Here is a 22,173-nt window from a genome sequence, read left to right as displayed (position 1 = left end):
TGATAACATATCATTCATGTTATCACTTTACTTCACCTTAATCAGTTATACCTCTTTTACAGTGCTTTTTCAAGTAATTTTGGTTTTGCAAAGATCATCCGGCCAGCTGATGTTTGCAGTACACTTGTAATAATTACTTCGATCGTTTTTCCGATATAATCCCGACCTTCTTCCACAACTATCATTGTACCATCATCAAGATAGGCAACCCCTTGATTATGCTCTTTCCCATCTTTAATTACTTGTACAATTAGCTCTTCACCTGGAAGTACAACCGGCTTCACAGCATTGGCAAGATCGTTAATATTCAACACGTTAACACCCTGTAAATCACAAACTTTATTCAAATTAAAATCATTTGTTACAACAATACCATCAATTACCTTCGCAAGTTTAATTAGCTTACTATCAACCTCTGGAATTTCTTCAAAGTCTCCTTCATAAATCTCGACTTTCACTGGCAATTCCTTTTGGATGCGATTCAATACATCTAGTCCACGGCGGCCTCTATTACGTTTGAGTGTATCTGAGGAATCGGCAATATGCTGCAGTTCCCCGAGAACAAATTGCGGTATTATAACGGTTCCTTCTAAAAAGTTCGTTTGGCAAATATCTGCGATTCTACCATCAATAATAACACTTGTATCCAGAATTTTTGCCTTTGGTACGATTGCATCTACATCGTCACCTTCAATAGGTCGGCGTTTGTCCTTTTTATTTGTTTTCATTAGATTGACAAATTCATCTCTCCGCCTGAAACCCACTTGGAAACCAAGGTAACCAAGAACAATCATAATAAAGAGTGGCAGAACCTGTGATACAACCTCAATATTAATATCTTGTAAGGGCATGTTAACAAAGTAAGCAATAACCAATCCGACAATTAAACCGATACTACCAAAGAATAAATCAACTGCTGGGAGCTTTATCAGTGCGTCTTCTACCCACCTCAAAAAGTCAACAATATAATCTGCCAGCCAATAAGAAAGAATAAAGAATATAATTGCACCGATGATCATGCCTAAATATGGGGATCTTGCCCAATCCAAATTTGTAATGTTCAATAACCGAATTATTTCTGGTACATATAGATAACCTATAGTACCGCCTAGAACAATAAAAAATAAATGCACTATTTTTTTGAGCAACATCGTCACCTCCTAATGTTTAGTATTGCCTAGAAATTTATAATTTAACCCTCATAAATGGGCGAAAAAAGCATTGTATTTCACAAATAACAGTATAAATATGTCATTTTTATGATAAAAATCGCTAAGAATCACTGGGCCATCGCTATATCTAATGCTTGTTGTACGGTACGAACCCCATGTACTTGAATTCCTTTCGGGTATGTCCAGCCATCCAGATTGTTTTCCGGACAAATGACACGTTTAAAGCCAAGCTTAGCTGCTTCTTGAACACGCTGTTCGATACGCGACACACGTCTGATCTCCCCAGTAAGCCCAACTTCTCCAATAAATATATCATCTGGATTCGTCGGCTTATCCCGAAAGCTTGAAGCAATGCTTACAGCTAGCGCTAGATCAATTGCAGGTTCATCAAGCTTCACACCACCAGCTACCTTAATGTAGGCATCCTGGTTTTGCAGCATAAGGCCGACACGCTTTTCGAGAACTGCCATCAATAAAGGAACACGGTTATGATCAATTCCTGTGGCCATGCGGCGTGGATTACCGAAGCTAGTTGGAGAAATCAATGCTTGAATTTCAACGAGTACAGGTCTTGTCCCTTCCATCGATGCAACGACAGTAGAGCCTGCTGATCCTTCTGAACGCTCTTCTAGAAAAATCTCCGAAGGGTTCATTACTTCTCGAAGGCCTTCTTCTTTCATCTCAAAAATACCCATTTCATTCGTACTTCCAAAGCGATTCTTCACACCTCGTAATATTCGATACGTATGATGCCTTTCTCCTTCAAAATACAATACGGCATCAACCATATGCTCGAGCAGTCTTGGACCAGCTATCGCCCCTTCTTTCGTCACGTGACCAACTATAAATATCGGAATGCCGTTTGATTTTGCGACCTTCATTAAATCAACAGTACATTCTCGTACTTGTGAAACACTACCAGGAGCACTCGTTACATCTTCCTTAAAAATCGTTTGAATGGAGTCAATTACGACAAATGAGGGGCGAATCTCCTCAATTTGTTTTTGAATATCAAACAAATTCGTTTCAGAAAGGACATATAGCAGATCCTCTTTTACTCCTAGTCGATCAGCACGCAGCTTTGTTTGGCGGATCGATTCCTCACCAGAAACGTACAGAACTGGCAATTGCTTCCCTGCAAGCTGTGAAGAGATTTGTAATAACAAGGTAGATTTGCCAATCCCAGGATCACCACCAATTAAAACAAGCGATCCGAGAACAATACCGCCACCAAGCACACGATTGAATTCCTTCATCGTTGTGGTGATACGCGGTTCTTTCTGTGACTCGATCGAAGTAATCCTTTCTGGCTTACTAACGACATGTGTACCACTTACTTGTTTTCCTCTGACAGTGGTTGCTTCAACTTCTTCCACCATCGTATTCCAATTATTACACCCAGGACATTTGCCCATCCATTTCGCAGATTCATATCCACAATCTTGACAAACATACTTCGTTTTTCGCTTAGCCAAATCACTATCCCCTTCTCTTACTATTGTAAAACATTTTTGGCTCAAATAGGTTACAGCTTCCTATCAATTTATGAAACATATTTCCTTATTTATGCCACAACTGGGTCGTTTAGTACCCTTTCCACTAGAATTGGGTGTTTAAAGTAGGGTAAAGAGGGTTTAGAACACCCCTCAATATGGAAGGAAAAGCTAGAAGATACTGCTCTTCTAGCTTTTTACTTTCTCTTGAATTTATAAAAATTGAATTACCTGGATACCTTTAGTTACCATAACAACGTAAACAGGTCCATATTACGGTGCGCAGTTTTTACCTCACTAACCGGCATTCGCGCTTTTATGCTTTCCTCATTACGAGAGGACGATGAAATCTCCTTTATTATTTAAACCGATTTTTACCTCTTGCCCTTTATCAATTGTTTCTTTCAGCAACTCTTCAGATAGAAGGTCTTCGATATTTTTCTGAATCGATCTGCGCAATGGACGGGCACCGTATTCCGGATCGAACCCTTCATTTGCAACCTTTTCTACCGCTTTATCAGTCAATGATAAATGAATATCTTGATCCTTCAGGCGACGTTGCAATTGTTCGAGCATAAGTGTCACAATATCCTTCATATGCTTCTTCTCTAATGAATGGAATACAATCGTCTCATCAATTCGGTTTAAAAATTCAGGACGAAATGCTTTTTTCAATTCTTCCATTACTTTTGACTTCATATCGCTATATTCTTTTCCTTCATCAGCAATATTAAAGCCAACATATTTATTCCGTTTTAGCTCACTTGCTCCAACGTTGGATGTCATAATAATTACCGTATTACGGAAGTCAACAAGTCTTCCTTTTGAATCTGTTAAACGACCATCCTCAAGCACTTGTAATAAAATATTAAATACTTCAGGGTGTGCTTTTTCAACTTCATCTAAAAGCACGACAGAGTATGGCTTACGTCGCACCTTTTCTGTTAGCTGACCACCTTCCTCATAACCAACATATCCTGGAGGGGATCCAACTAGACGAGACGTCGCATGCCTTTCCATGTATTCAGACATGTCTATACGAATCATCGCATCTTCATCTGCAAACATCACTTCCGCTAAAGCTCGAGCAAGTTCTGTTTTACCAACACCTGTAGGTCCTAGGAAAATAAAGGAGCCAATTGGTCGCTTCGGATCTTTTAAGCCCGCACGCGCTCGGCGAATAGCCTTCGAAATCGCATTTACTGCCTCTCCTTGGCCAATCACACGATTATGCAAGATCTCTTCCATGTTTAAGAGACGCTCACTCTCATCCTTCGTTAGCTTCGCTACAGGTACTCCCGTCCAGATCGATACAACACTTGCAATATCTTCAACAGTAACCTCTGAATCGGTTTGTCCTTGCTTTTCTTTCCATTCATTTTTCGTTTTTTCGAGTTGTTCACGATAACGTTGTTCTGAATCACGTAAAGATGCTGCCTTTTCAAATTCTTGGCTTTGTACAGCAGCGTCTTTTTCTTTTCGTACTTCTTCAAGCTTCTGCTCAAGTTCTTTCAAGTTCGGTGGAACAGTATAAGAGCTCAGGCGTACTTTAGAGCCTGCTTCGTCAATTAAATCAATTGCCTTATCTGGAAGGAACCGATCCGTAATATAACGATCAGAAAGTGTTGCTGCTGCTTCAATTGCTTCATCCGTTATCGTTACACGGTGATGTGCTTCATAGCGATCGCGTAATCCGTGCAGAATCTGAATGGTTTCATCCAATGTTGGTTCATCGACTTGAATCGGTTGGAATCTTCGTTCTAATGCAGCATCTTTTTCAATGTATTTACGATATTCATCAAGTGTTGTTGCACCGATACACTGTAATTCACCTCGAGCTAGGGATGGCTTTAAAATGTTTGATGCATCAATTGCACCTTCTGCTCCACCAGCGCCAATTAATGTATGAAGTTCATCAATAAATAAAATGATATTTCCAGCTTGGCGGATTTCCTCCATCACCTTTTTCAAACGATCCTCAAATTCACCACGATATTTCGTACCCGCAACAACTGTACCCATATCTAATGTCATCACGCGCTTATCACGAAGGGTTTCTGGAACCTCGTTATCAATAATTTGCTGTGCCAAACCTTCTGCTACAGCCGTTTTACCGACACCTGGCTCACCAATTAATACCGGATTATTTTTCGTACGACGGCTCAACACTTGAATAACCCGTTCGATTTCCTTCGCACGCCCGATTACAGGGTCAATTTTACCCTCTTTTGCGCTAACGGTTAAGTCTCGTGCCAACGAATCTAATGTAGGTGTACTTGCACTCGATTGTTGTCCAGAACGCCCTTGTCTTCCCGCCTGTGATTCATTGCTTCCTAATAGCTGTAACACTTGCTGTCTTGCTTTATTTAAGCTCACACCGAGGTTATTCAATACGCGTGCAGCAACACCTTCACCTTCGCGGATAAGCCCAAGTAAAATATGCTCTGTACCTACGTAAGAGTGGCCTAGCTTTCTTGCCTCATCCTGTGATAACTCAACGACCTTCTTTGCACGTGGGGTATAGTGAATCGATTGCATCGGCTGCTTATCGACACCGATTAATTTTTCTACCTCTTCTTGAATTTTCGAGACTTCAAGGCCTAGGGACTGCAGTGCTTTTGCCGCAATTCCTTCACCTTCACGGACAAGTCCTAATAAAATATGTTCTGTGCCAATATTCTTATGACCAAGTCGTACTGCTTCTTCTTGTGATAATGCTAATACTTTTTGTGCTCTTTCTGTAAATCGTCCAAACATCATCTGGATTTCCCTCCTAGTTTTCCAATTTTAATCGTTCGCGTATGAGCGATGCACGCAATACATCACGTTCACCTGCATTTAAAGTTCTATTCGCATATTGTTGAAGAAAACCCGGTTGTGTAAGAACCATCAATTCATTTAGTATATTTCCTGATGTATTTTCTATAATACCTAAGTCTATGCCCAATCGCACGTTAGAAATACATTTTGCAGCTTCTTTTGATTCAATTTTCCGGCTATACTGCAGTACACCGTAGGAACGAAAGATACGATCCTCGAGTTCTATACCTGATCGCTTCATAATATAATTTCGTGCGACTCGTTCATGATCGATTAACTGATTCACAACACTCTCTAAGTCCTCTACAATATCTTCCTCAGACTTTCCAAGCGTAATTTGGTTGGATATTTGGAAAATGTTACCAAGCGCTTCACTGCCCTCTCCATAAATCCCTCTAACAACAAGGCCAAGCTGACTAATCGCTGGGATCATTCGATTAATTTGCTTTGTCATCGATAAGGCGGGAAGATGCATCATAACAGACGCTCGCATTCCTGTTCCTACATTTGTTGGACAGCTAGTTAAATAACCTTTTGTTTCATCGTATGCATAATTTACCTTCTCTTCAATCCAATCATCGAAATCAAAAGCTTCTTCCAATGCCTTTTTTAACTGTAAACCAGGAAAATAAAGCTGAATACGAATATGATCCTCTTCATTTATCATGACTGAAACTTGCTCATTTTGTGAAATCATAACAGCAGCATGCTCATCGTGCTTTACTAAATGAGGACTAATTAAATGCTTTTCAACAAGCACGCTTTTTTCTACAGGTGTCAAATCTTTAATTGAGACAAATTCTAAATTCTTATAGTTTTGGAAGGTTTGATGTTCATATTCCTTCTTAAAAAAACTACGAATATCATCCAATTTCTCCTGTTCAGCAAGGATTGGATACGTAACATTTGCAAAGTTCCGTGCTAAGCGAATTCTACTACTCATCACAATATCATTATCAGGCCCTTGTTCGTGCATCCAGGGGCTAAGTGCTTCTTTGATAAAATGCTCTAAGCTCAAGATTCATCACCTGCTTCCGGCTCTTTATCCCCTTTTTCCAATGCTTTTATTTTATCCCGAACTTTTGCAGCTTCTTCAAAAGCTTCTGCTTCAATTAATTGTTGCAACTCTTCTCGATAGCTTTTCAGTTGTTTTTTTAATTGTAAGCCACTTCCAGCACGTTTTGGTATTTTGCCAAAATGCTTCGTATTGCCGGAATGTACTCTACGAAAAATTGGCTCTAGCTTGGAAGCAAAAGACTCATAGCAATGGGCACAGCCAAACTTACCAACTTGCTTAAACTTTGAAAATGTCATTCCACATTTCGAGCATTGCAATTCTTTTACCTGGTTTAATTGATTATCACTCATGCTCGTCATCTTTATCGTGTCAAAATTAAATAAACCAGTTAGTAAATCATGAAGGGAATAGCCTTCCTCTGGATAAGTGATATACCCCTTTTTCTTAGCACATGTCTCACACATACTTACTTTAGTTTCTTGTCCATTAATTACCTGTTTTACATGAAGTGTAGCTGGCCGTTCATGACATTCCTGACATTCCAATATCTATTCCCCCTTTACATACAACCTCTTTACAAAATCATCTGTAAAATACTGCTTTACTCACCTGCATACTTTAAGGTTAAAAGCATTTTTGATAGTATACGAGCACGTAATTCATCTCGTAATGGAAGTTTAAAAGCTAATGTCGTACGATCCATTGCACTAAGCATAATCTTTGCCTCGCGCTTTGTAATGATGGCTTCTTCTAATAAACGTTCTAAAACATCAATAGACGATCGCTGGGAAATAGAGCCATCAATCATCTGGATAATTTCATCAATAAGTTCCGACTTATCCTGATGCTTAATTCGCATGATACGAATATAACCTCCACCACCCCGCTTACTTTCTACTATATACCCTTTTTCTACAGTAAAACGCGTATTAATTACATAATTTATTTGCGAGGGAACACACTGAAATTGATCTGCAATTTCACTTCGCTTAATTTCAATTGCATTCTGCCCCTTCGCCTGTAGAACCTTTTTCAGATACTGTTCAATTACATCCGAAATATTGCTCATCTGCCCTACACCTTTCTGTATGAATTATCCAGCACGTTGTCTTTTGACTTTGACTATCTTTGACTATAGTTTCATTATACGCCAAAATGAAGGAGATGCAAACAACTTATGTATATATCTTAGACAAAATTAACAAAAACGAAACCAAAAACCTTCCACAAATTATCTGTGGAAGGTTTTTGAAATGGCATTATTTCGTTAATTCGGAGATGTTTTTTACTCCCTGAAATCGGGAGATCTCTTCAAAAATGGTAATCAGACTCTGTTTATCTTTCCGACCCATTTTTATATAGAATTTCCTTAAGCTGCTTTCTTGCCTTATAATCTCGATATTTGTTATAGAAAATTGCTGTTTTTCGATTACCTCTACTACTTGATTGATTTGAATCGTTTCATCAACAACCAATTCAATAAACGTGGTAGTCCTTGACCTAGGAAATATTCTTTCAATATGATTGAGGAAAATCAGACTGATTAATATAATAAGCGTTGTGAAAATAGCAACACTATACATACCTGATCCTACAACAAGGCCAATTCCAGCTACAGCCCAGATAGAAGCTGCTGTTGTCAGCCCACGGACTGTTCCACCATAAACAATAATCGTTCCTGCTCCAAGGAATCCAATTCCACTAATAACATAAGAGGGGATACGCGCAGGATCAAATCGAATATTATCATTTACTTCATTAAATGTACTAAACCCAAATAGGGACAAAATCATCATTAAACAAGCACCTACACCAACAAGAATATGCGTGCGGAACCCAGCAGAGTGATTATTAATCTCCCGTTCAAAACCAATTAAACCAGATAATACTAATGCAACAAGCAATCTTGTAATAATTAATAAAAAGTCTTCCCCTAATAGCTGATCTGCCCATGATTGCAAAGTTTATCCCCCCTTTAAGAATTACTATCTGTTTCTATATATAAATCGTTTCATCACGACTTTCTAATCTTATATAAGAATTTTTTATGGAAATACCCTTCTCGAGTTTATTCCTTGTTAAAAAGATTGTTAAACCTTTTATTAACTATATGAAAACAATTCATAATGATGAAAGAGATTTTCTGGATAAAATTAAAACAGTAAAACGACTTGCTTTTTCCAAACTTGTATAAGATTTGACACGCTCCTTGAAAAGCTCAAACTTTACCGGATTTTAACTTAGCAAAGATAAAATAAGTTGTTTTATGTCGAAAAAAACTAAATAAGAGATTTTAAATGGTATTTCTACAGCATCCTATATATTTCTACACGCAGAACTCCAGTATTATCTCTAGCCACCAGGTCTTCAATATATTCACCGTAACTACAATGATCTCTTACAATAAAATCGAATTATTTTATAGGTTTCTAAATCCATTATTCCGGATTCAAGAAACCGCCTTATAGTATCCATCAAGTTCCTACTTTGTGAGTTGCTTCTATTGATATCTATAGAAGATAAAAATAAACGATGATATTGCACTTATTCATTTCAATATCATCGTTATCTATATACATCCTTACCTTATTATTGAAAAAGCTAGCAAGCCATAATTTAAGATATACAAAAAGAGTTAAAATACATTATCTGTATTTTAACTCTTTTTCATCTGCCTGGCGACGTCCTACTCTTGCAGGGGCAAAGCCCCAACTACCATCGGCGCTGAAGAGCTTAACTTCTGTGTTCGGCATGGGAACAGGTGTGGCCTCTTCGCTATTGCTACCAGACAATCCTCAAAAACAAGGACAAGTTTTATTATATGCATTTCCGAATAAAAATGCAAGGTTTTTTTGAATTTATACCTTAAAAACTAAATAAGAGTAAACAAAACATCAAATAAAGAATTTAGTTAAGTCCTCGATCGATTAGTATCCGTAAGCTCCACGTGTCACCACGCTTCCACACCGAACCTATCAACCTCATCGTCTCTGAGGGATCTTACTCACTCGAAGTGATGGGAAGTCTCATCTTGAGGGGGGCTTCATGCTTAGATGCTTTCAGCACTTATCCTTTCCACACGTAGCTACCCAGCGATGCTCCTGGCGGAACAACTGGTACACCAGCGGTGTGTCCATCCCGGTCCTCTCGTACTAAGGACAGCTCCTCTCAAACTTCCAACGCCCACGACGGATAGGGACCGAACTGTCTCACGACGTTCTGAACCCAGCTCGCGTACCGCTTTAATGGGCGAACAGCCCAACCCTTGGGACCGACTACAGCCCCAGGATGCGATGAGCCGACATCGAGGTGCCAAACCTCCCCGTCGATGTGAACTCTTGGGGGAGATAAGCCTGTTATCCCCGGGGTAGCTTTTATCCGTTGAGCGATGGCCCTTCCATGCGGAACCACCGGATCACTAAGCCCGACTTTCGTCCCTGCTCGACTTGTAGGTCTCGCAGTCAAGCTCCCTTGTGCCTTTACACTCTACGAATGATTTCCAACCATTCTGAGGGAACCTTTGGGCGCCTCCGTTACCTTTTGGGAGGCGACCGCCCCAGTCAAACTGCCCGCCTGACACTGTCTCCGAACCGGATCACGGTCCTGGGTTAGAATGTCCATACAGCCAGGGTGGTATCCCACGGATGCCTCCACCGAAGCTAGCGCTCCGGTTTCCAAGGCTCCCACCTATCCTGTACAAGCTGCACAGACATTCAATATCAGGCTACAGTAAAGCTCCACGGGGTCTTTCCGTCCTGTCGCGGGTAATGCGCATCTTCACGCATAGTATAATTTCACCGGGTCTCTCGTTGAGACAGTGCCCAAGTCGTTGCACCTTTCGTGCGGGTCGGAACTTACCCGACAAGGAATTTCGCTACCTTAGGACCGTTATAGTTACGGCCGCCGTTTACTGGGGCTTCGGTTCAAAGCTTCGCCTTGCGGCTAACATTTCCCCTTAACCTTCCAGCACCGGGCAGGTGTCAGCCCCTATACTTCGCCTTTCGGCTTCGCAGAGACCTGTGTTTTTGCTAAACAGTCGCTTGGGCCTATTCACTGCGGCTCCATGTAAATGAAGCACCCCTTCTCCCGAAGTTACGGGGTCATTTTGCCGAGTTCCTTAACGAGAGTTCTCCCGCTCACCTTAGGATTCTCTCCTCGCCTACCTGTGTCGGTTTGCGGTACGGGCACCTATGATCTAACTAGAGGCTTTTCTTGGCAGTGTGAAATCCGGAACTTCGGTACTAAATTTCCCTCCCCATCACAGCTTGAAATTGCCAGACGGATTTGCCTATCTGACTTTCTCACTGCTTGGGCGCACATATCCATCAGTGCGCATTCCTTATCCTACTGCGTCCCCCCATCGCTCAAACAATCATGAGGTGGTACAGGAATATCTACCTGTTGTCCATCGCCTACGCCTTTCGGCCTCGGCTTAGGTCCCGACTAACCCTGAGAGGACGAGCCTTCCTCAGGAAACCTTAGGCATTCGGTGAAAGAGATTCTCACTCTTTTTTCGCTACTCATACCGGCATTCTCACTTCTAAGCGCTCCACCAGTCCTCACGGTCTGACTTCACAGCACTTAGAACGCTCTCCTACCATTGTTCGTAAGAACAATCCGCAGCTTCGGTGATACGTTTAGCCCCGGTACATTTTCGGCGCAGAGTCACTCGACCAGTGAGCTATTACGCACTCTTTAAATGATGGCTGCTTCTAAGCCAACATCCTGGTTGTCTGGGCAACTCCACATCCTTTTCCACTTAACGTATACTTTGGGACCTTAGCTGGCGGTCTGGGCTGTTTCCCTTTCGACTATGAACCTTATCACCCATAGTCTGACTCCCAAGTAAAAGTAACTGGCATTCGGAGTTTGACTGAATTCGGTAACCCGGTGAGGGCCCCTAGTCCAATCAGTGCTCTACCTCCAGTACTCTATTTCTTGAGGCTAGCCCTAAAGCTATTTCGGAGAGAACCAGCTATCTCCGTGTTCGATTGGCATTTCACCCCTACCCACACCTCATCCCCGCATTTTTCAACATACGTGGGTTCGGGCCTCCAGTCAGTGTTACCTGACCTTCACCCTGGACATGGGTAGATCACACGGTTTCGGGTCTACGACCGCATACTCATTCGCCCTATTCAGACTCGCTTTCGCTGCGGCTCCGTGTCTTCCACTTAACCTTGCATACGATCGTAACTCGCCGGTCCATTCTACAAAAGGTACGCCGTTACCCATTAACGGGCTTCGACTACTTGTAGGCACACGGTTTCAGGTTCTATTTCACTCCCCTTCCGGGGTGCTTTTCACCTTTCCCTCACGGTACTGGTTCACTATCGGTCACTAGAGAGTATTTAGCCTTGGGAGATGGTCCTCCCGGATTCCGACGGAATTCCACGTGTTCCGCCGTACTCAGGATACACTCCGGAGGGAATTCTTTTTCAACTACAGGGCTGTTACCTTCTGTGGCTGACCTTTCCAGGTCGATTCATTTAAAGAATTCCTTGGTAACTCCGAGTGGAGTGTCCTACAACCCCAGAAAGCAAGCTTTCTGGTTTGGGCTCTTTCCGTTTCGCTCGCCGCTACTCAGGAAATCGATTTTTCTTTCTCTTCCTCCGGGTACTGAGATGTTTCAGTTCCCCGGGTCTACCTCATGCACCCTATGTATTCAGATGCATGTACTGTTCCATTACGAACAGTGGGTTCCCCCATTCGGAAATCCCCGGATCAAAGTTTACTTACAACTCCCCGAGGCATATCGGTGTTAGTCCCGTCCTTCATCGGCTTCTAGTGCCAAGGCATCCACCGTGCGCCCTTATTCACTTAACTAAGTTACAGTAAATAAGCGTACTAATTTATTAGCCTTGCTTTTATTTAAAAATATTGATGTCGTTGTTACTCTTATTTAGTTTTCAAGGTACAAATAGAGAGATTTACTCTCTCAAAACTGAACCAAACAACACAGTATGTCCTTCCTACCCGAAGGTAGGGTTCCGTAATAATCCTTAGAAAGGAGGTGATCCAGCCGCACCTTCCGATACGGCTACCTTGTTACGACTTCACCCCAATCATTAGTCCCACCTTCGGCGGCTGGCTCCAAAAGGTTACCTCACCGACTTCGGGTGTTACCAACTCTCGTGGTGTGACGGGCGGTGTGTACAAGGCCCGGGAACGTATTCACCGCGGCATGCTGATCCGCGATTACTAGCGATTCCGGCTTCATGTAGGCGAGTTGCAGCCTACAATCCGAACTGAGAATGGTTTTATGGGATTGGCTTGACCTCGCGGGTTCGCTTCCCTTTGTTCCATCCATTGTAGCACGTGTGTAGCCCAGGTCATAAGGGGCATGATGATTTGACGTCATCCCCACCTTCCTCCGGTTTGTCACCGGCAGTCACCTTAGAGTGCCCAACTGAATGCTGGCAACTAAGATCAAGGGTTGCGCTCGTTGCGGGACTTAACCCAACATCTCACGACACGAGCTGACGACAACCATGCACCACCTGTCACTCTGTCCCCGAAGGGAAAACTCTATCTCTAGAGGTATCAGAGGATGTCAAGACCTGGTAAGGTTCTTCGCGTTGCTTCGAATTAAACCACATGCTCCACCGCTTGTGCGGGCCCCCGTCAATTCTTTTGAGTTTCAGCCTTGCGGCCGTACTCCCCAGGCGGAGTGCTTAATGCGTTAACTTCAGCACTAAGGGGCGGAAACCCCCTAACACCTAGCACTCATCGTTTACGGCGTGGACTACCAGGGTATCTAATCCTGTTCGCTACCCACGCTTTCGCTCCTCAGCGTCAGTTACAGACCAGAGAGTCGCCTTCGCCACTGGTGTTCCTCCACATCTCTACGCATTTCACCGCTACACGTGGAATTCCACTCTCCTCTTCTGTACTCAAGTCCTCCAGTTTCCAATGACCCTCCACGGTTAAGCCGTGGGCTTTCACATCAGACTTAAAAGACCGCCTGCGAGCGCTTTACGCCCAATAATTCCGGACAACGCTTGCCACCTACGTATTACCGCGGCTGCTGGCACGTAGTTAGCCGTGGCTTTCTGGTTAGGTACCGTCAAGGTTGGGTCAGTTACTACCCAACTTGTTCTTCCCTAACAACAGAGTTTTACGATCCGAAAACCTTCATCACTCACGCGGCGTTGCTCCGTCAGACTTTCGTCCATTGCGGAAGATTCCCTACTGCTGCCTCCCGTAGGAGTCTGGGCCGTGTCTCAGTCCCAGTGTGGCCGATCACCCTCTCAGGTCGGCTACGCATCGTCGCCTTGGTGAGCCGTTACCTCACCAACTAGCTAATGCGCCGCGGGCCCATCTGTAAGTGACAGCCGAAACCGTCTTTTATCTTCTCACCATGAGATGAAAAGTGTTATCCGGTATTAGCTCACGTTTCCGCGAGTTATCCCGATCTTACAGGCAGGTTGCCCACGTGTTACTCACCCGTCCGCCGCTCATTCCATAAACATTACCCCGAAGGGTTCTGTTTATTTCCTGCGCTCGACTTGCATGTATTAGGCACGCCGCCAGCGTTCGTCCTGAGCCAAGATCAAACTCTCCATAAAAGTTTGTAATACTTAGCTTTTGTAGAAGCTGACTTCTACTTGTTTTAAAAAGAAAAACGAGTTTTCTTTTTCTTGACATACTGGTTGTTTTGTTCAGTTTTCAAAGAGCAAATTTGTTGTCTTTTTTTAAAAGCGACTTTACTAATATATCATATACATCACTATATTGTCAACAATCTTTTAAAAGTTTTTAAAAGACTATTTTGTAGTAAGAATCAAACTTTTAAATTGGTGGAGCCTAGCGGGATCGAACCGCTGACCTCCTGCGTGCAAGGCAGGCGCTCTCCCAGCTGAGCTAAGGCCCCGTATAAATAAAATGGTCGGGAAGACAGGATTCGAACCTGCGACCCCTTGGTCCCAAACCAAGTGCTCTACCAAGCTGAGCTACTTCCCGTTATGGCGCGCCCGAGAGGAGTCGAACCCCTAACCTCTTGATCCGTAGTCAAACGCTCTATCCAATTGAGCTACGGGCGCATATGGTGCCGAGGACCGGAATCGAACCGGTACGGTAGTCACCTACCGCAGGATTTTAAGTCCTGTGCGTCTGCCAGTTCCGCCACCCCGGCAAGGGTTTGGAGCGGAAGACGGGATTCGAACCCGCGACCCCCACCTTGGCAAGGTGGTGTTCTACCACTGAACTACTTCCGCGCTTGGCAATGTTTAAATTAAATGGTGCGGGTGAAGGGACTTGAACCCCCACGTCCGAAGACACTAGATCCTAAGTCTAGCGCGTCTGCCAATTCCGCCACACCCGCAAATGGTGAGCCATGAAGGATTCGAACCTTCGACCCTTTGATTAAAAGTCAAATGCTCTACCGACTGAGCTAATGGCTCAAAAATATATATTACATACTATTGATAATTATTATTCACTTGTGAAAAGTGGTGCCGGCCAGAGGACTTGAACCCCCAACCTACTGATTACAAGTCAGTTGCTCTACCAATTGAGCTAGGCCGGCAAATGGTGGAGGATGCAGGGCTCGAACCTGCGACCCCCTGCTTGTAAGGCAGGTGCTCTCCCAGCTGAGCTAATCCTCCGATTTATATCTGCCTGGCGGCGTCCTACTCTTGCAGGGGCAAAGCCCCAACTACCATCGGCGCTGAAGAGCTTAACTTCTGTGTTCGGCATGGGAACAGGTGTGGCCTCTTCGCTATTGCTACCAGACAATCCTCAAAAACAAGGACAAGTTTTATTATATGCATTTCCGAATAAAAATGCAAGGTTTTTTTGAATTTATACCTTAAAAACTAAATAAGAGTAAACAAAACATCAAATAAAGAATTTAGTTAAGTCCTCGATCGATTAGTATCCGTAAGCTCCACGTGTCACCACGCTTCCACACCGAACCTATCAACCTCATCGTCTCTGAGGGATCTTACTCACTCGAAGTGATGGGAAGTCTCATCTTGAGGGGGGCTTCATGCTTAGATGCTTTCAGCACTTATCCTTTCCACACGTAGCTACCCAGCGATGCTCCTGGCGGAACAACTGGTACACCAGCGGTGTGTCCATCCCGGTCCTCTCGTACTAAGGACAGCTCCTCTCAAACTTCCAACGCCCACGACGGATAGGGACCGAACTGTCTCACGACGTTCTGAACCCAGCTCGCGTACCGCTTTAATGGGCGAACAGCCCAACCCTTGGGACCGACTACAGCCCCAGGATGCGATGAGCCGACATCGAGGTGCCAAACCTCCCCGTCGATGTGAACTCTTGGGGGAGATAAGCCTGTTATCCCCGGGGTAGCTTTTATCCGTTGAGCGATGGCCCTTCCATGCGGAACCACCGGATCACTAAGCCCGACTTTCGTCCCTGCTCGACTTGTAGGTCTCGCAGTCAAGCTCCCTTGTGCCTTTACACTCTACGAATGATTTCCAACCATTCTGAGGGAACCTTTGGGCGCCTCCGTTACCTTTTGGGAGGCGACCGCCCCAGTCAAACTGCCCGCCTGACACTGTCTCCGAACCGGATCACGGTCCTGGGTTAGAATGTCCATACAGCCAGGGTGGTATCCCACGGATGCCTCCACCGAAGCTAGCGCTCCGGTTTCCAAGGCTCCCACCTATCCTGTACAAGCTGCACAGACATTCAATATCAGGCTACAGTAAAGCTCCACGGGGTCTTTCCGTCCTGTCGCGGGTAATGCGCATCTTCACGCATAGTATAATTTCACCGGGTCTCTCGTTGAGACAGTGCCCAAGTCGTTGCACCTTTCGTGCGGGTCGGAACTTACCCGACAAGGAATTTCGCTACCTTAGGACCGTTATAGTTACGGCCGCCGTTTACTGGGGCTTCGGTTCAAAGCTTCGCCTTGCGGCTAACATTTCCCCTTAACCTTCCAGCACCGGGCAGGTGTCAGCCCCTATACTTCGCCTTTCGGCTTCGCAGAGACCTGTGTTTTTGCTAAACAGTCGCTTGGGCCTATTCACTGCGGCTCCATGTAAATGAAGCACCCCTTCTCCCGAAGTTACGGGGTCATTTTGCCGAGTTCCTTAACGAGAGTTCTCCCGCTCACCTTAGGATTCTCTCCTCGCCTACCTGTGTCGGTTTGCGGTACGGGCACCTATGATCTAACTAGAGGCTTTTCTTGGCAGTGTGAAATCCGGAACTTCGGTACTAAATTTCCCTCCCCATCACAGCTTGAAATTGCCAGACGGATTTGCCTATCTGACTTTCTCACTGCTTGGGCGCACATATCCATCAGTGCGCATTCCTTATCCTACTGCGTCCCCCCATCGCTCAAACAATCATGAGGTGGTACAGGAATATCTACCTGTTGTCCATCGCCTACGCCTTTCGGCCTCGGCTTAGGTCCCGACTAACCCTGAGAGGACGAGCCTTCCTCAGGAAACCTTAGGCATTCGGTGAAAGAGATTCTCACTCTTTTTTCGCTACTCATACCGGCATTCTCACTTCTAAGCGCTCCACCAGTCCTCACGGTCTGACTTCACAGCACTTAGAACGCTCTCCTACCATTGTTCGTAAGAACAATCCGCAGCTTCGGTGATACGTTTAGCCCCGGTACATTTTCGGCGCAGAGTCACTCGACCAGTGAGCTATTACGCACTCTTTAAATGATGGCTGCTTCTAAGCCAACATCCTGGTTGTCTGGGCAACTCCACATCCTTTTCCACTTAACGTATACTTTGGGACCTTAGCTGGCGGTCTGGGCTGTTTCCCTTTCGACTATGAACCTTATCACCCATAGTCTGACTCCCAAGTAAAAGTAACTGGCATTCGGAGTTTGACTGAATTCGGTAACCCGGTGAGGGCCCCTAGTCCAATCAGTGCTCTACCTCCAGTACTCTATTTCTTGAGGCTAGCCCTAAAGCTATTTCGGAGAGAACCAGCTATCTCCGTGTTCGATTGGCATTTCACCCCTACCCACACCTCATCCCCGCATTTTTCAACATACGTGGGTTCGGGCCTCCAGTCAGTGTTACCTGACCTTCACCCTGGACATGGGTAGATCACACGGTTTCGGGTCTACGACCGCATACTCATTCGCCCTATTCAGACTCGCTTTCGCTGCGGCTCCGTGTCTTCCACTTAACCTTGCATACGATCGTAACTCGCCGGTCCATTCTACAAAAGGTACGCCGTTACCCATTAACGGGCTTCGACTACTTGTAGGCACACGGTTTCAGGTTCTATTTCACTCCCCTTCCGGGGTGCTTTTCACCTTTCCCTCACGGTACTGGTTCACTATCGGTCACTAGAGAGTATTTAGCCTTGGGAGATGGTCCTCCCGGATTCCGACGGAATTCCACGTGTTCCGCCGTACTCAGGATACACTCCGGAGGGAATTCTTTTTCAACTACAGGGCTGTTACCTTCTGTGGCTGACCTTTCCAGGTCGATTCATTTAAAGAATTCCTTGGTAACTCCGAGTGGAGTGTCCTACAACCCCAGAAAGCAAGCTTTCTGGTTTGGGCTCTTTCCGTTTCGCTCGCCGCTACTCAGGAAATCGATTTTTCTTTCTCTTCCTCCGGGTACTGAGATGTTTCAGTTCCCCGGGTCTACCTCATGCACCCTATGTATTCAGATGCATGTACTGTTCCATTACGAACAGTGGGTTCCCCCATTCGGAAATCCCCGGATCAAAGTTTACTTACAACTCCCCGAGGCATATCGGTGTTAGTCCCGTCCTTCATCGGCTTCTAGTGCCAAGGCATCCACCGTGCGCCCTTATTCACTTAACTAAGTTACAGTAAATAAGCGTACTAATTTATTAGCCTTGCTTTTATTTAAAAATATTGATGTCGTTGTTACTCTTATTTAGTTTTCAAGGTACAAATAGAGAGATTTACTCTCTCAAAACTGAACCAAACAACACAGTATGTCCTTCCTACCCGAAGGTAGGGTTCCGTAATAATCCTTAGAAAGGAGGTGATCCAGCCGCACCTTCCGATACGGCTACCTTGTTACGACTTCACCCCAATCATTAGTCCCACCTTCGGCGGCTGGCTCCAAAAGGTTACCTCACCGACTTCGGGTGTTACCAACTCTCGTGGTGTGACGGGCGGTGTGTACAAGGCCCGGGAACGTATTCACCGCGGCATGCTGATCCGCGATTACTAGCGATTCCGGCTTCATGTAGGCGAGTTGCAGCCTACAATCCGAACTGAGAATGGTTTTATGGGATTGGCTTGACCTCGCGGGTTCGCTTCCCTTTGTTCCATCCATTGTAGCACGTGTGTAGCCCAGGTCATAAGGGGCATGATGATTTGACGTCATCCCCACCTTCCTCCGGTTTGTCACCGGCAGTCACCTTAGAGTGCCCAACTGAATGCTGGCAACTAAGATCAAGGGTTGCGCTCGTTGCGGGACTTAACCCAACATCTCACGACACGAGCTGACGACAACCATGCACCACCTGTCACTCTGTCCCCGAAGGGAAAACTCTATCTCTAGAGGTATCAGAGGATGTCAAGACCTGGTAAGGTTCTTCGCGTTGCTTCGAATTAAACCACATGCTCCACCGCTTGTGCGGGCCCCCGTCAATTCTTTTGAGTTTCAGCCTTGCGGCCGTACTCCCCAGGCGGAGTGCTTAATGCGTTAACTTCAGCACTAAGGGGCGGAAACCCCCTAACACCTAGCACTCATCGTTTACGGCGTGGACTACCAGGGTATCTAATCCTGTTCGCTACCCACGCTTTCGCTCCTCAGCGTCAGTTACAGACCAGAGAGTCGCCTTCGCCACTGGTGTTCCTCCACATCTCTACGCATTTCACCGCTACACGTGGAATTCCACTCTCCTCTTCTGTACTCAAGTCCTCCAGTTTCCAATGACCCTCCACGGTTAAGCCGTGGGCTTTCACATCAGACTTAAAAGACCGCCTGCGAGCGCTTTACGCCCAATAATTCCGGACAACGCTTGCCACCTACGTATTACCGCGGCTGCTGGCACGTAGTTAGCCGTGGCTTTCTGGTTAGGTACCGTCAAGGTTGGGTCAGTTACTACCCAACTTGTTCTTCCCTAACAACAGAGTTTTACGATCCGAAAACCTTCATCACTCACGCGGCGTTGCTCCGTCAGACTTTCGTCCATTGCGGAAGATTCCCTACTGCTGCCTCCCGTAGGAGTCTGGGCCGTGTCTCAGTCCCAGTGTGGCCGATCACCCTCTCAGGTCGGCTACGCATCGTCGCCTTGGTGAGCCGTTACCTCACCAACTAGCTAATGCGCCGCGGGCCCATCTGTAAGTGACAGCCGAAACCGTCTTTTATCTTCTCACCATGAGATGAAAAGTGTTATCCGGTATTAGCTCACGTTTCCGCGAGTTATCCCGATCTTACAGGCAGGTTGCCCACGTGTTACTCACCCGTCCGCCGCTCATTCCATAAACATTACCCCGAAGGGTTCTGTTTATTTCCTGCGCTCGACTTGCATGTATTAGGCACGCCGCCAGCGTTCGTCCTGAGCCAAGATCAAACTCTCCATAAAAGTTTGTAATACTTAGCTTTTGTAGAAGCTGACTTCTACTTGTTTTAAAAAGAAAAACGAGTTTTCTTTTTCTTGACATACTGGTTGTTTTGTTCAGTTTTCAAAGAGCAAATTTGTTGGCCGCCTTGTTTAGCAGCGACTTTACTAATATAACATGTTGAGTTTTTGATGTCAACACTTTTTTTAATTATTTTTTTGAGGTTAGCTTCGACCTCTTGCCTGGACTGTTTCTCCAGCGCAACGTTAATTAATTTACCACGATTTGAAAATGAAATCAATAGCAAAACGCAAAATTATAGCATTGAATTTAAAGTTCTATTATTTATTCAATTCACGCTTCTCCATTTAACTTATTTACTTAGATAACAACACCGTTTTCGAGGATATCTATTATATTTATAATACCCTAATCAATAAGTGATAAAACCGTCTTTAGATAATTATGTCGGCAAACAAAAAACCTTCCAGTTCAAATTGAAACAAGAAGGTTTTTTCGTATCACTTATTTATGACGCATTTGCGGGAACAACAGTACATCTCGTATAGATGGAGAATTTGTCAACAGCATAACAAGACGATCTATTCCAATTCCCAGTCCACCTGTTGGCGGCATACCATATTCTAGAGCTTCTAAAAAGTCTTCATCCATTAGATGTGCTTCGTCATTTCCTTCAGCTCTTTCTTTTACTTGTGCTTCAAAACGTTCTCGCTGATCAATTGGGTCATTTAATTCACTAAATGCATTTGCATGTTCTCTGCCAACAATAAATAATTCAAAACGGTCGGTAAAACGCGCATCTTCTGTATTCTTCTTTGCTAACGGAGAAATCTCTACTGGGTGTCCATAAATAAACGTTGGTTGTATTAATGTTTCTTCTACTTTTTGTTCAAAGAATTCATTTACAACATGACCAAATGTCATCGTGTCTCTTATTTCAACACCATGCTCTTTGGCTAACGTCCGTGCCTCTTCATCTGTTATATGCTTCCAGAAGTCTACACCGGTTGCCTCTTTAACTGCGTCTACCATATGCAACCTTGTCCATTTCGGCTCTAAGTCAACTTCATGGTTTCCATAAATCACTTTCGTTGAGCCAAGAACATCTTTTGCAATATGCGCTATCACGTTCTCAGTTAGTTCCATAATATCATTATAATCCGCATAGGCTTCATAAAGCTCAATCATAGTAAATTCAGGGTTATGTCTTGTAGAAACTCCTTCATTACGGAATACGCGTCCAATTTCATACACTTTTTCTAAACCACCAACAATAAGCCGTTTTAAATGCAGCTCGATCGCAATACGCATGTATAACTCAATATCTAAGGCATTATGGTGTGTAATAAACGGACGTGCTGCCGCTCCACCCGGAATACTATGCATCATTGGAGTTTCTACTTCAAGGAAACCTTGACCATTCAAGTATTCACGCATCGATTGGATAATTTTGCTTCGTTGTACAAATGTTTCTCTGCTATCCATGTTTGTAATAAGATCTAAATAACGCTGACGATAGCGTTGCTCGATATCTTTTAAGCCATGGTATTTTTCCGGCAATGGTCGTAATGATTTCGTTAGTAAATGGAATTCTGTAGCTTTGACAGATAGTTCTCCTACGTTTGTTTTGAACATTACACCAGTTACGCCAACAATATCTCCTAAGTCTGTTGTTTTGAAAACCTCATAGGCTTCCTCACCAATTGCATCCTTACGTACGTACAACTGTATTTGTCCACTTAAATCCTGCATATGTGCAAAACCAGCTTTTCCTTTTCCCCGCTTCGTCATAAGACGGCCAGCAATCGTCACTGTATCCGTAATTTCCTCTAACTCCTCTTTGGAATAGCGGTCATATTTCTCGATAAGTTCTGTTGCTAAATGGGTTCTTGGAAACTTCTCTCCAAATGGATCCAGACCTTGTTCTCGGTAATCATTTAATTTGTCGCGTCGTACACGCATTTGTTCATTCATTTCTTCAGACATTGTGATCACTCCACTCATTTATATTAGTTAGTATATCTAAAAATCCAACTTCTTTCACGTACAGTCTCTAAACTTTGCAATAGGGTGTTCATGCAGAAAAAACTGCCGGCAGCAGACCGACAGACTTCCTACAACAATTCAAACAGATTTGACACTTTATTCACTGCCTAAAGC

General features: G+C 44.3%; 9 protein-coding genes, 9 tRNA genes and 6 rRNA genes. All 24 read right to left on the bottom strand.

Features of this window, described 5'->3' with window-relative positions; all coding sequences use genetic code 11:
- Positions 1 to 56: 56 nt before the first annotated feature.
- Positions 57 to 1,148: a PIN/TRAM domain-containing protein gene (locus tag NST46_RS07310; protein WP_095313611.1), complete on the bottom strand. Its 1,092-nt coding sequence runs from the start codon at positions 1,146 to 1,148 to the stop codon at positions 57 to 59.
- Positions 1,149 to 1,279: 131 nt separating this feature from the next.
- The gene (gene radA, locus NST46_RS07305) at positions 1,280 to 2,647 is read right to left on the bottom strand and encodes a DNA repair protein RadA (RefSeq protein ID WP_118890037.1); all 1,368 of its coding nucleotides are present in this window, start codon (positions 2,645 to 2,647) and stop codon (positions 1,280 to 1,282) included.
- 348 nt (positions 2,648 to 2,995) lie between these two features.
- Complete coding sequence (gene clpC / locus NST46_RS07300) at positions 2,996 to 5,425, bottom strand: ATP-dependent protease ATP-binding subunit ClpC (RefSeq protein ID WP_095313600.1); 2,430 nt, start codon at positions 5,423 to 5,425, stop codon at positions 2,996 to 2,998.
- A gap of 13 nt (positions 5,426 to 5,438) precedes the next feature.
- Positions 5,439 to 6,503 (bottom strand): protein arginine kinase, encoded by a 1,065-nt coding sequence (locus tag NST46_RS07295; RefSeq protein ID WP_095313602.1) that lies wholly within the window; start codon positions 6,501 to 6,503, stop codon positions 5,439 to 5,441.
- Positions 6,500 to 7,048, bottom strand: a complete 549-nt coding sequence (locus NST46_RS07290) for a UvrB/UvrC motif-containing protein (protein ID WP_251661003.1) — start codon at positions 7,046 to 7,048, stop codon at positions 6,500 to 6,502. Before NST46_RS07290 ends, NST46_RS07295 begins: the two co-directional genes overlap by 4 nt.
- A gap of 56 nt (positions 7,049 to 7,104) precedes the next feature.
- Positions 7,105 to 7,572 carry a CtsR family transcriptional regulator gene (locus tag NST46_RS07285; protein WP_095313606.1) on the bottom strand — a complete coding sequence of 156 codons (468 nt, stop codon included), beginning with the start codon at positions 7,570 to 7,572 and terminating at the stop codon, positions 7,105 to 7,107.
- A gap of 190 nt (positions 7,573 to 7,762) precedes the next feature.
- On the bottom strand, positions 7,763 to 8,464 hold the full coding sequence (locus NST46_RS07280; RefSeq protein ID WP_240033832.1) for an MgtC/SapB family protein: 702 nt from the start codon (positions 8,462 to 8,464) through the stop codon (positions 7,763 to 7,765).
- Positions 8,465 to 9,176: 712 nt separating this feature from the next.
- Positions 9,177 to 9,292, bottom strand: a 5S ribosomal RNA gene (gene rrf / locus NST46_RS07275).
- Between the two features lie 118 nt (positions 9,293 to 9,410).
- A 23S ribosomal RNA gene (locus NST46_RS07270) occupies positions 9,411 to 12,329 on the bottom strand.
- Between the two features lie 180 nt (positions 12,330 to 12,509).
- A 16S ribosomal RNA gene (locus NST46_RS07265) occupies positions 12,510 to 14,071 on the bottom strand.
- Between the two features lie 229 nt (positions 14,072 to 14,300).
- Positions 14,301 to 14,376: transfer RNA gene (locus tag NST46_RS07260), tRNA-Ala, on the bottom strand.
- Positions 14,377 to 14,388: 12 nt separating this feature from the next.
- Positions 14,389 to 14,465, bottom strand: a tRNA-Pro gene (locus tag NST46_RS07255).
- 3 nt (positions 14,466 to 14,468) lie between these two features.
- Positions 14,469 to 14,545, bottom strand: a tRNA-Arg gene (locus NST46_RS07250).
- A 3-nt stretch (positions 14,546 to 14,548) separates the two neighbouring features.
- A tRNA-Leu gene (locus NST46_RS07245) sits at positions 14,549 to 14,637 on the bottom strand.
- Positions 14,638 to 14,644: 7 nt separating this feature from the next.
- Positions 14,645 to 14,719: transfer RNA gene (locus NST46_RS07240), tRNA-Gly, on the bottom strand.
- 22 nt (positions 14,720 to 14,741) lie between these two features.
- Positions 14,742 to 14,826, bottom strand: a tRNA-Leu gene (locus tag NST46_RS07235).
- 3 nt (positions 14,827 to 14,829) lie between these two features.
- Positions 14,830 to 14,905, bottom strand: a tRNA-Lys gene (locus tag NST46_RS07230).
- A 49-nt stretch (positions 14,906 to 14,954) separates the two neighbouring features.
- Positions 14,955 to 15,030 (bottom strand) — tRNA-Thr (locus NST46_RS07225).
- Between the two features lie 3 nt (positions 15,031 to 15,033).
- Positions 15,034 to 15,109 (bottom strand) — tRNA-Val (locus tag NST46_RS07220).
- Between the two features lie 11 nt (positions 15,110 to 15,120).
- Positions 15,121 to 15,236, bottom strand: a 5S ribosomal RNA gene (rrf, locus tag NST46_RS07215).
- A 118-nt stretch (positions 15,237 to 15,354) separates the two neighbouring features.
- Positions 15,355 to 18,273, bottom strand: a 23S ribosomal RNA gene (locus NST46_RS07210).
- Positions 18,274 to 18,453: 180 nt separating this feature from the next.
- Positions 18,454 to 20,015, bottom strand: a 16S ribosomal RNA gene (locus tag NST46_RS07205).
- The 16S, 23S and 5S rRNA genes sit together here with 9 tRNA genes alongside, the layout of an rRNA operon.
- Before the next feature lie 44 nt (positions 20,016 to 20,059).
- Positions 20,060 to 20,293 (bottom strand): hypothetical protein, encoded by a 234-nt coding sequence (locus tag NST46_RS07200; protein ID WP_341136994.1) that lies wholly within the window; start codon positions 20,291 to 20,293, stop codon positions 20,060 to 20,062.
- 224 nt (positions 20,294 to 20,517) lie between these two features.
- Positions 20,518 to 21,999: a lysine--tRNA ligase gene (lysS, locus tag NST46_RS07195; RefSeq protein ID WP_095314385.1), complete on the bottom strand. Its 1,482-nt coding sequence runs from the start codon at positions 21,997 to 21,999 to the stop codon at positions 20,518 to 20,520.
- Positions 22,000 to 22,173 lie beyond the last annotated feature (174 nt).

This window comes from Oceanobacillus sp. FSL W7-1309, assembly GCF_038002145.1.
GTDB lineage: Bacteria > Bacillota > Bacilli > Bacillales > Amphibacillaceae > Oceanobacillus > Oceanobacillus profundus.
Note: the sequence above shows the minus strand (reverse complement) of the source record. Positions and strands in the feature narration are given on the sequence as shown.

Excerpts from the sequence above, each read along its gene's own strand:
- lysS (WP_095314385.1), bottom strand. The coding sequence starts at position 21,999 with ATGTCTGAAGAAATGAATGAACAAATGCGTGTACGACGCGACAAATTA.
- clpC (WP_095313600.1), bottom strand. The coding sequence starts at position 5,425 with ATGATGTTTGGACGATTTACAGAAAGAGCACAAAAAGTATTAGCATTA.
- NST46_RS07285 (WP_095313606.1), bottom strand. The coding sequence starts at position 7,572 with ATGAGCAATATTTCGGATGTAATTGAACAGTATCTGAAAAAGGTTCTA.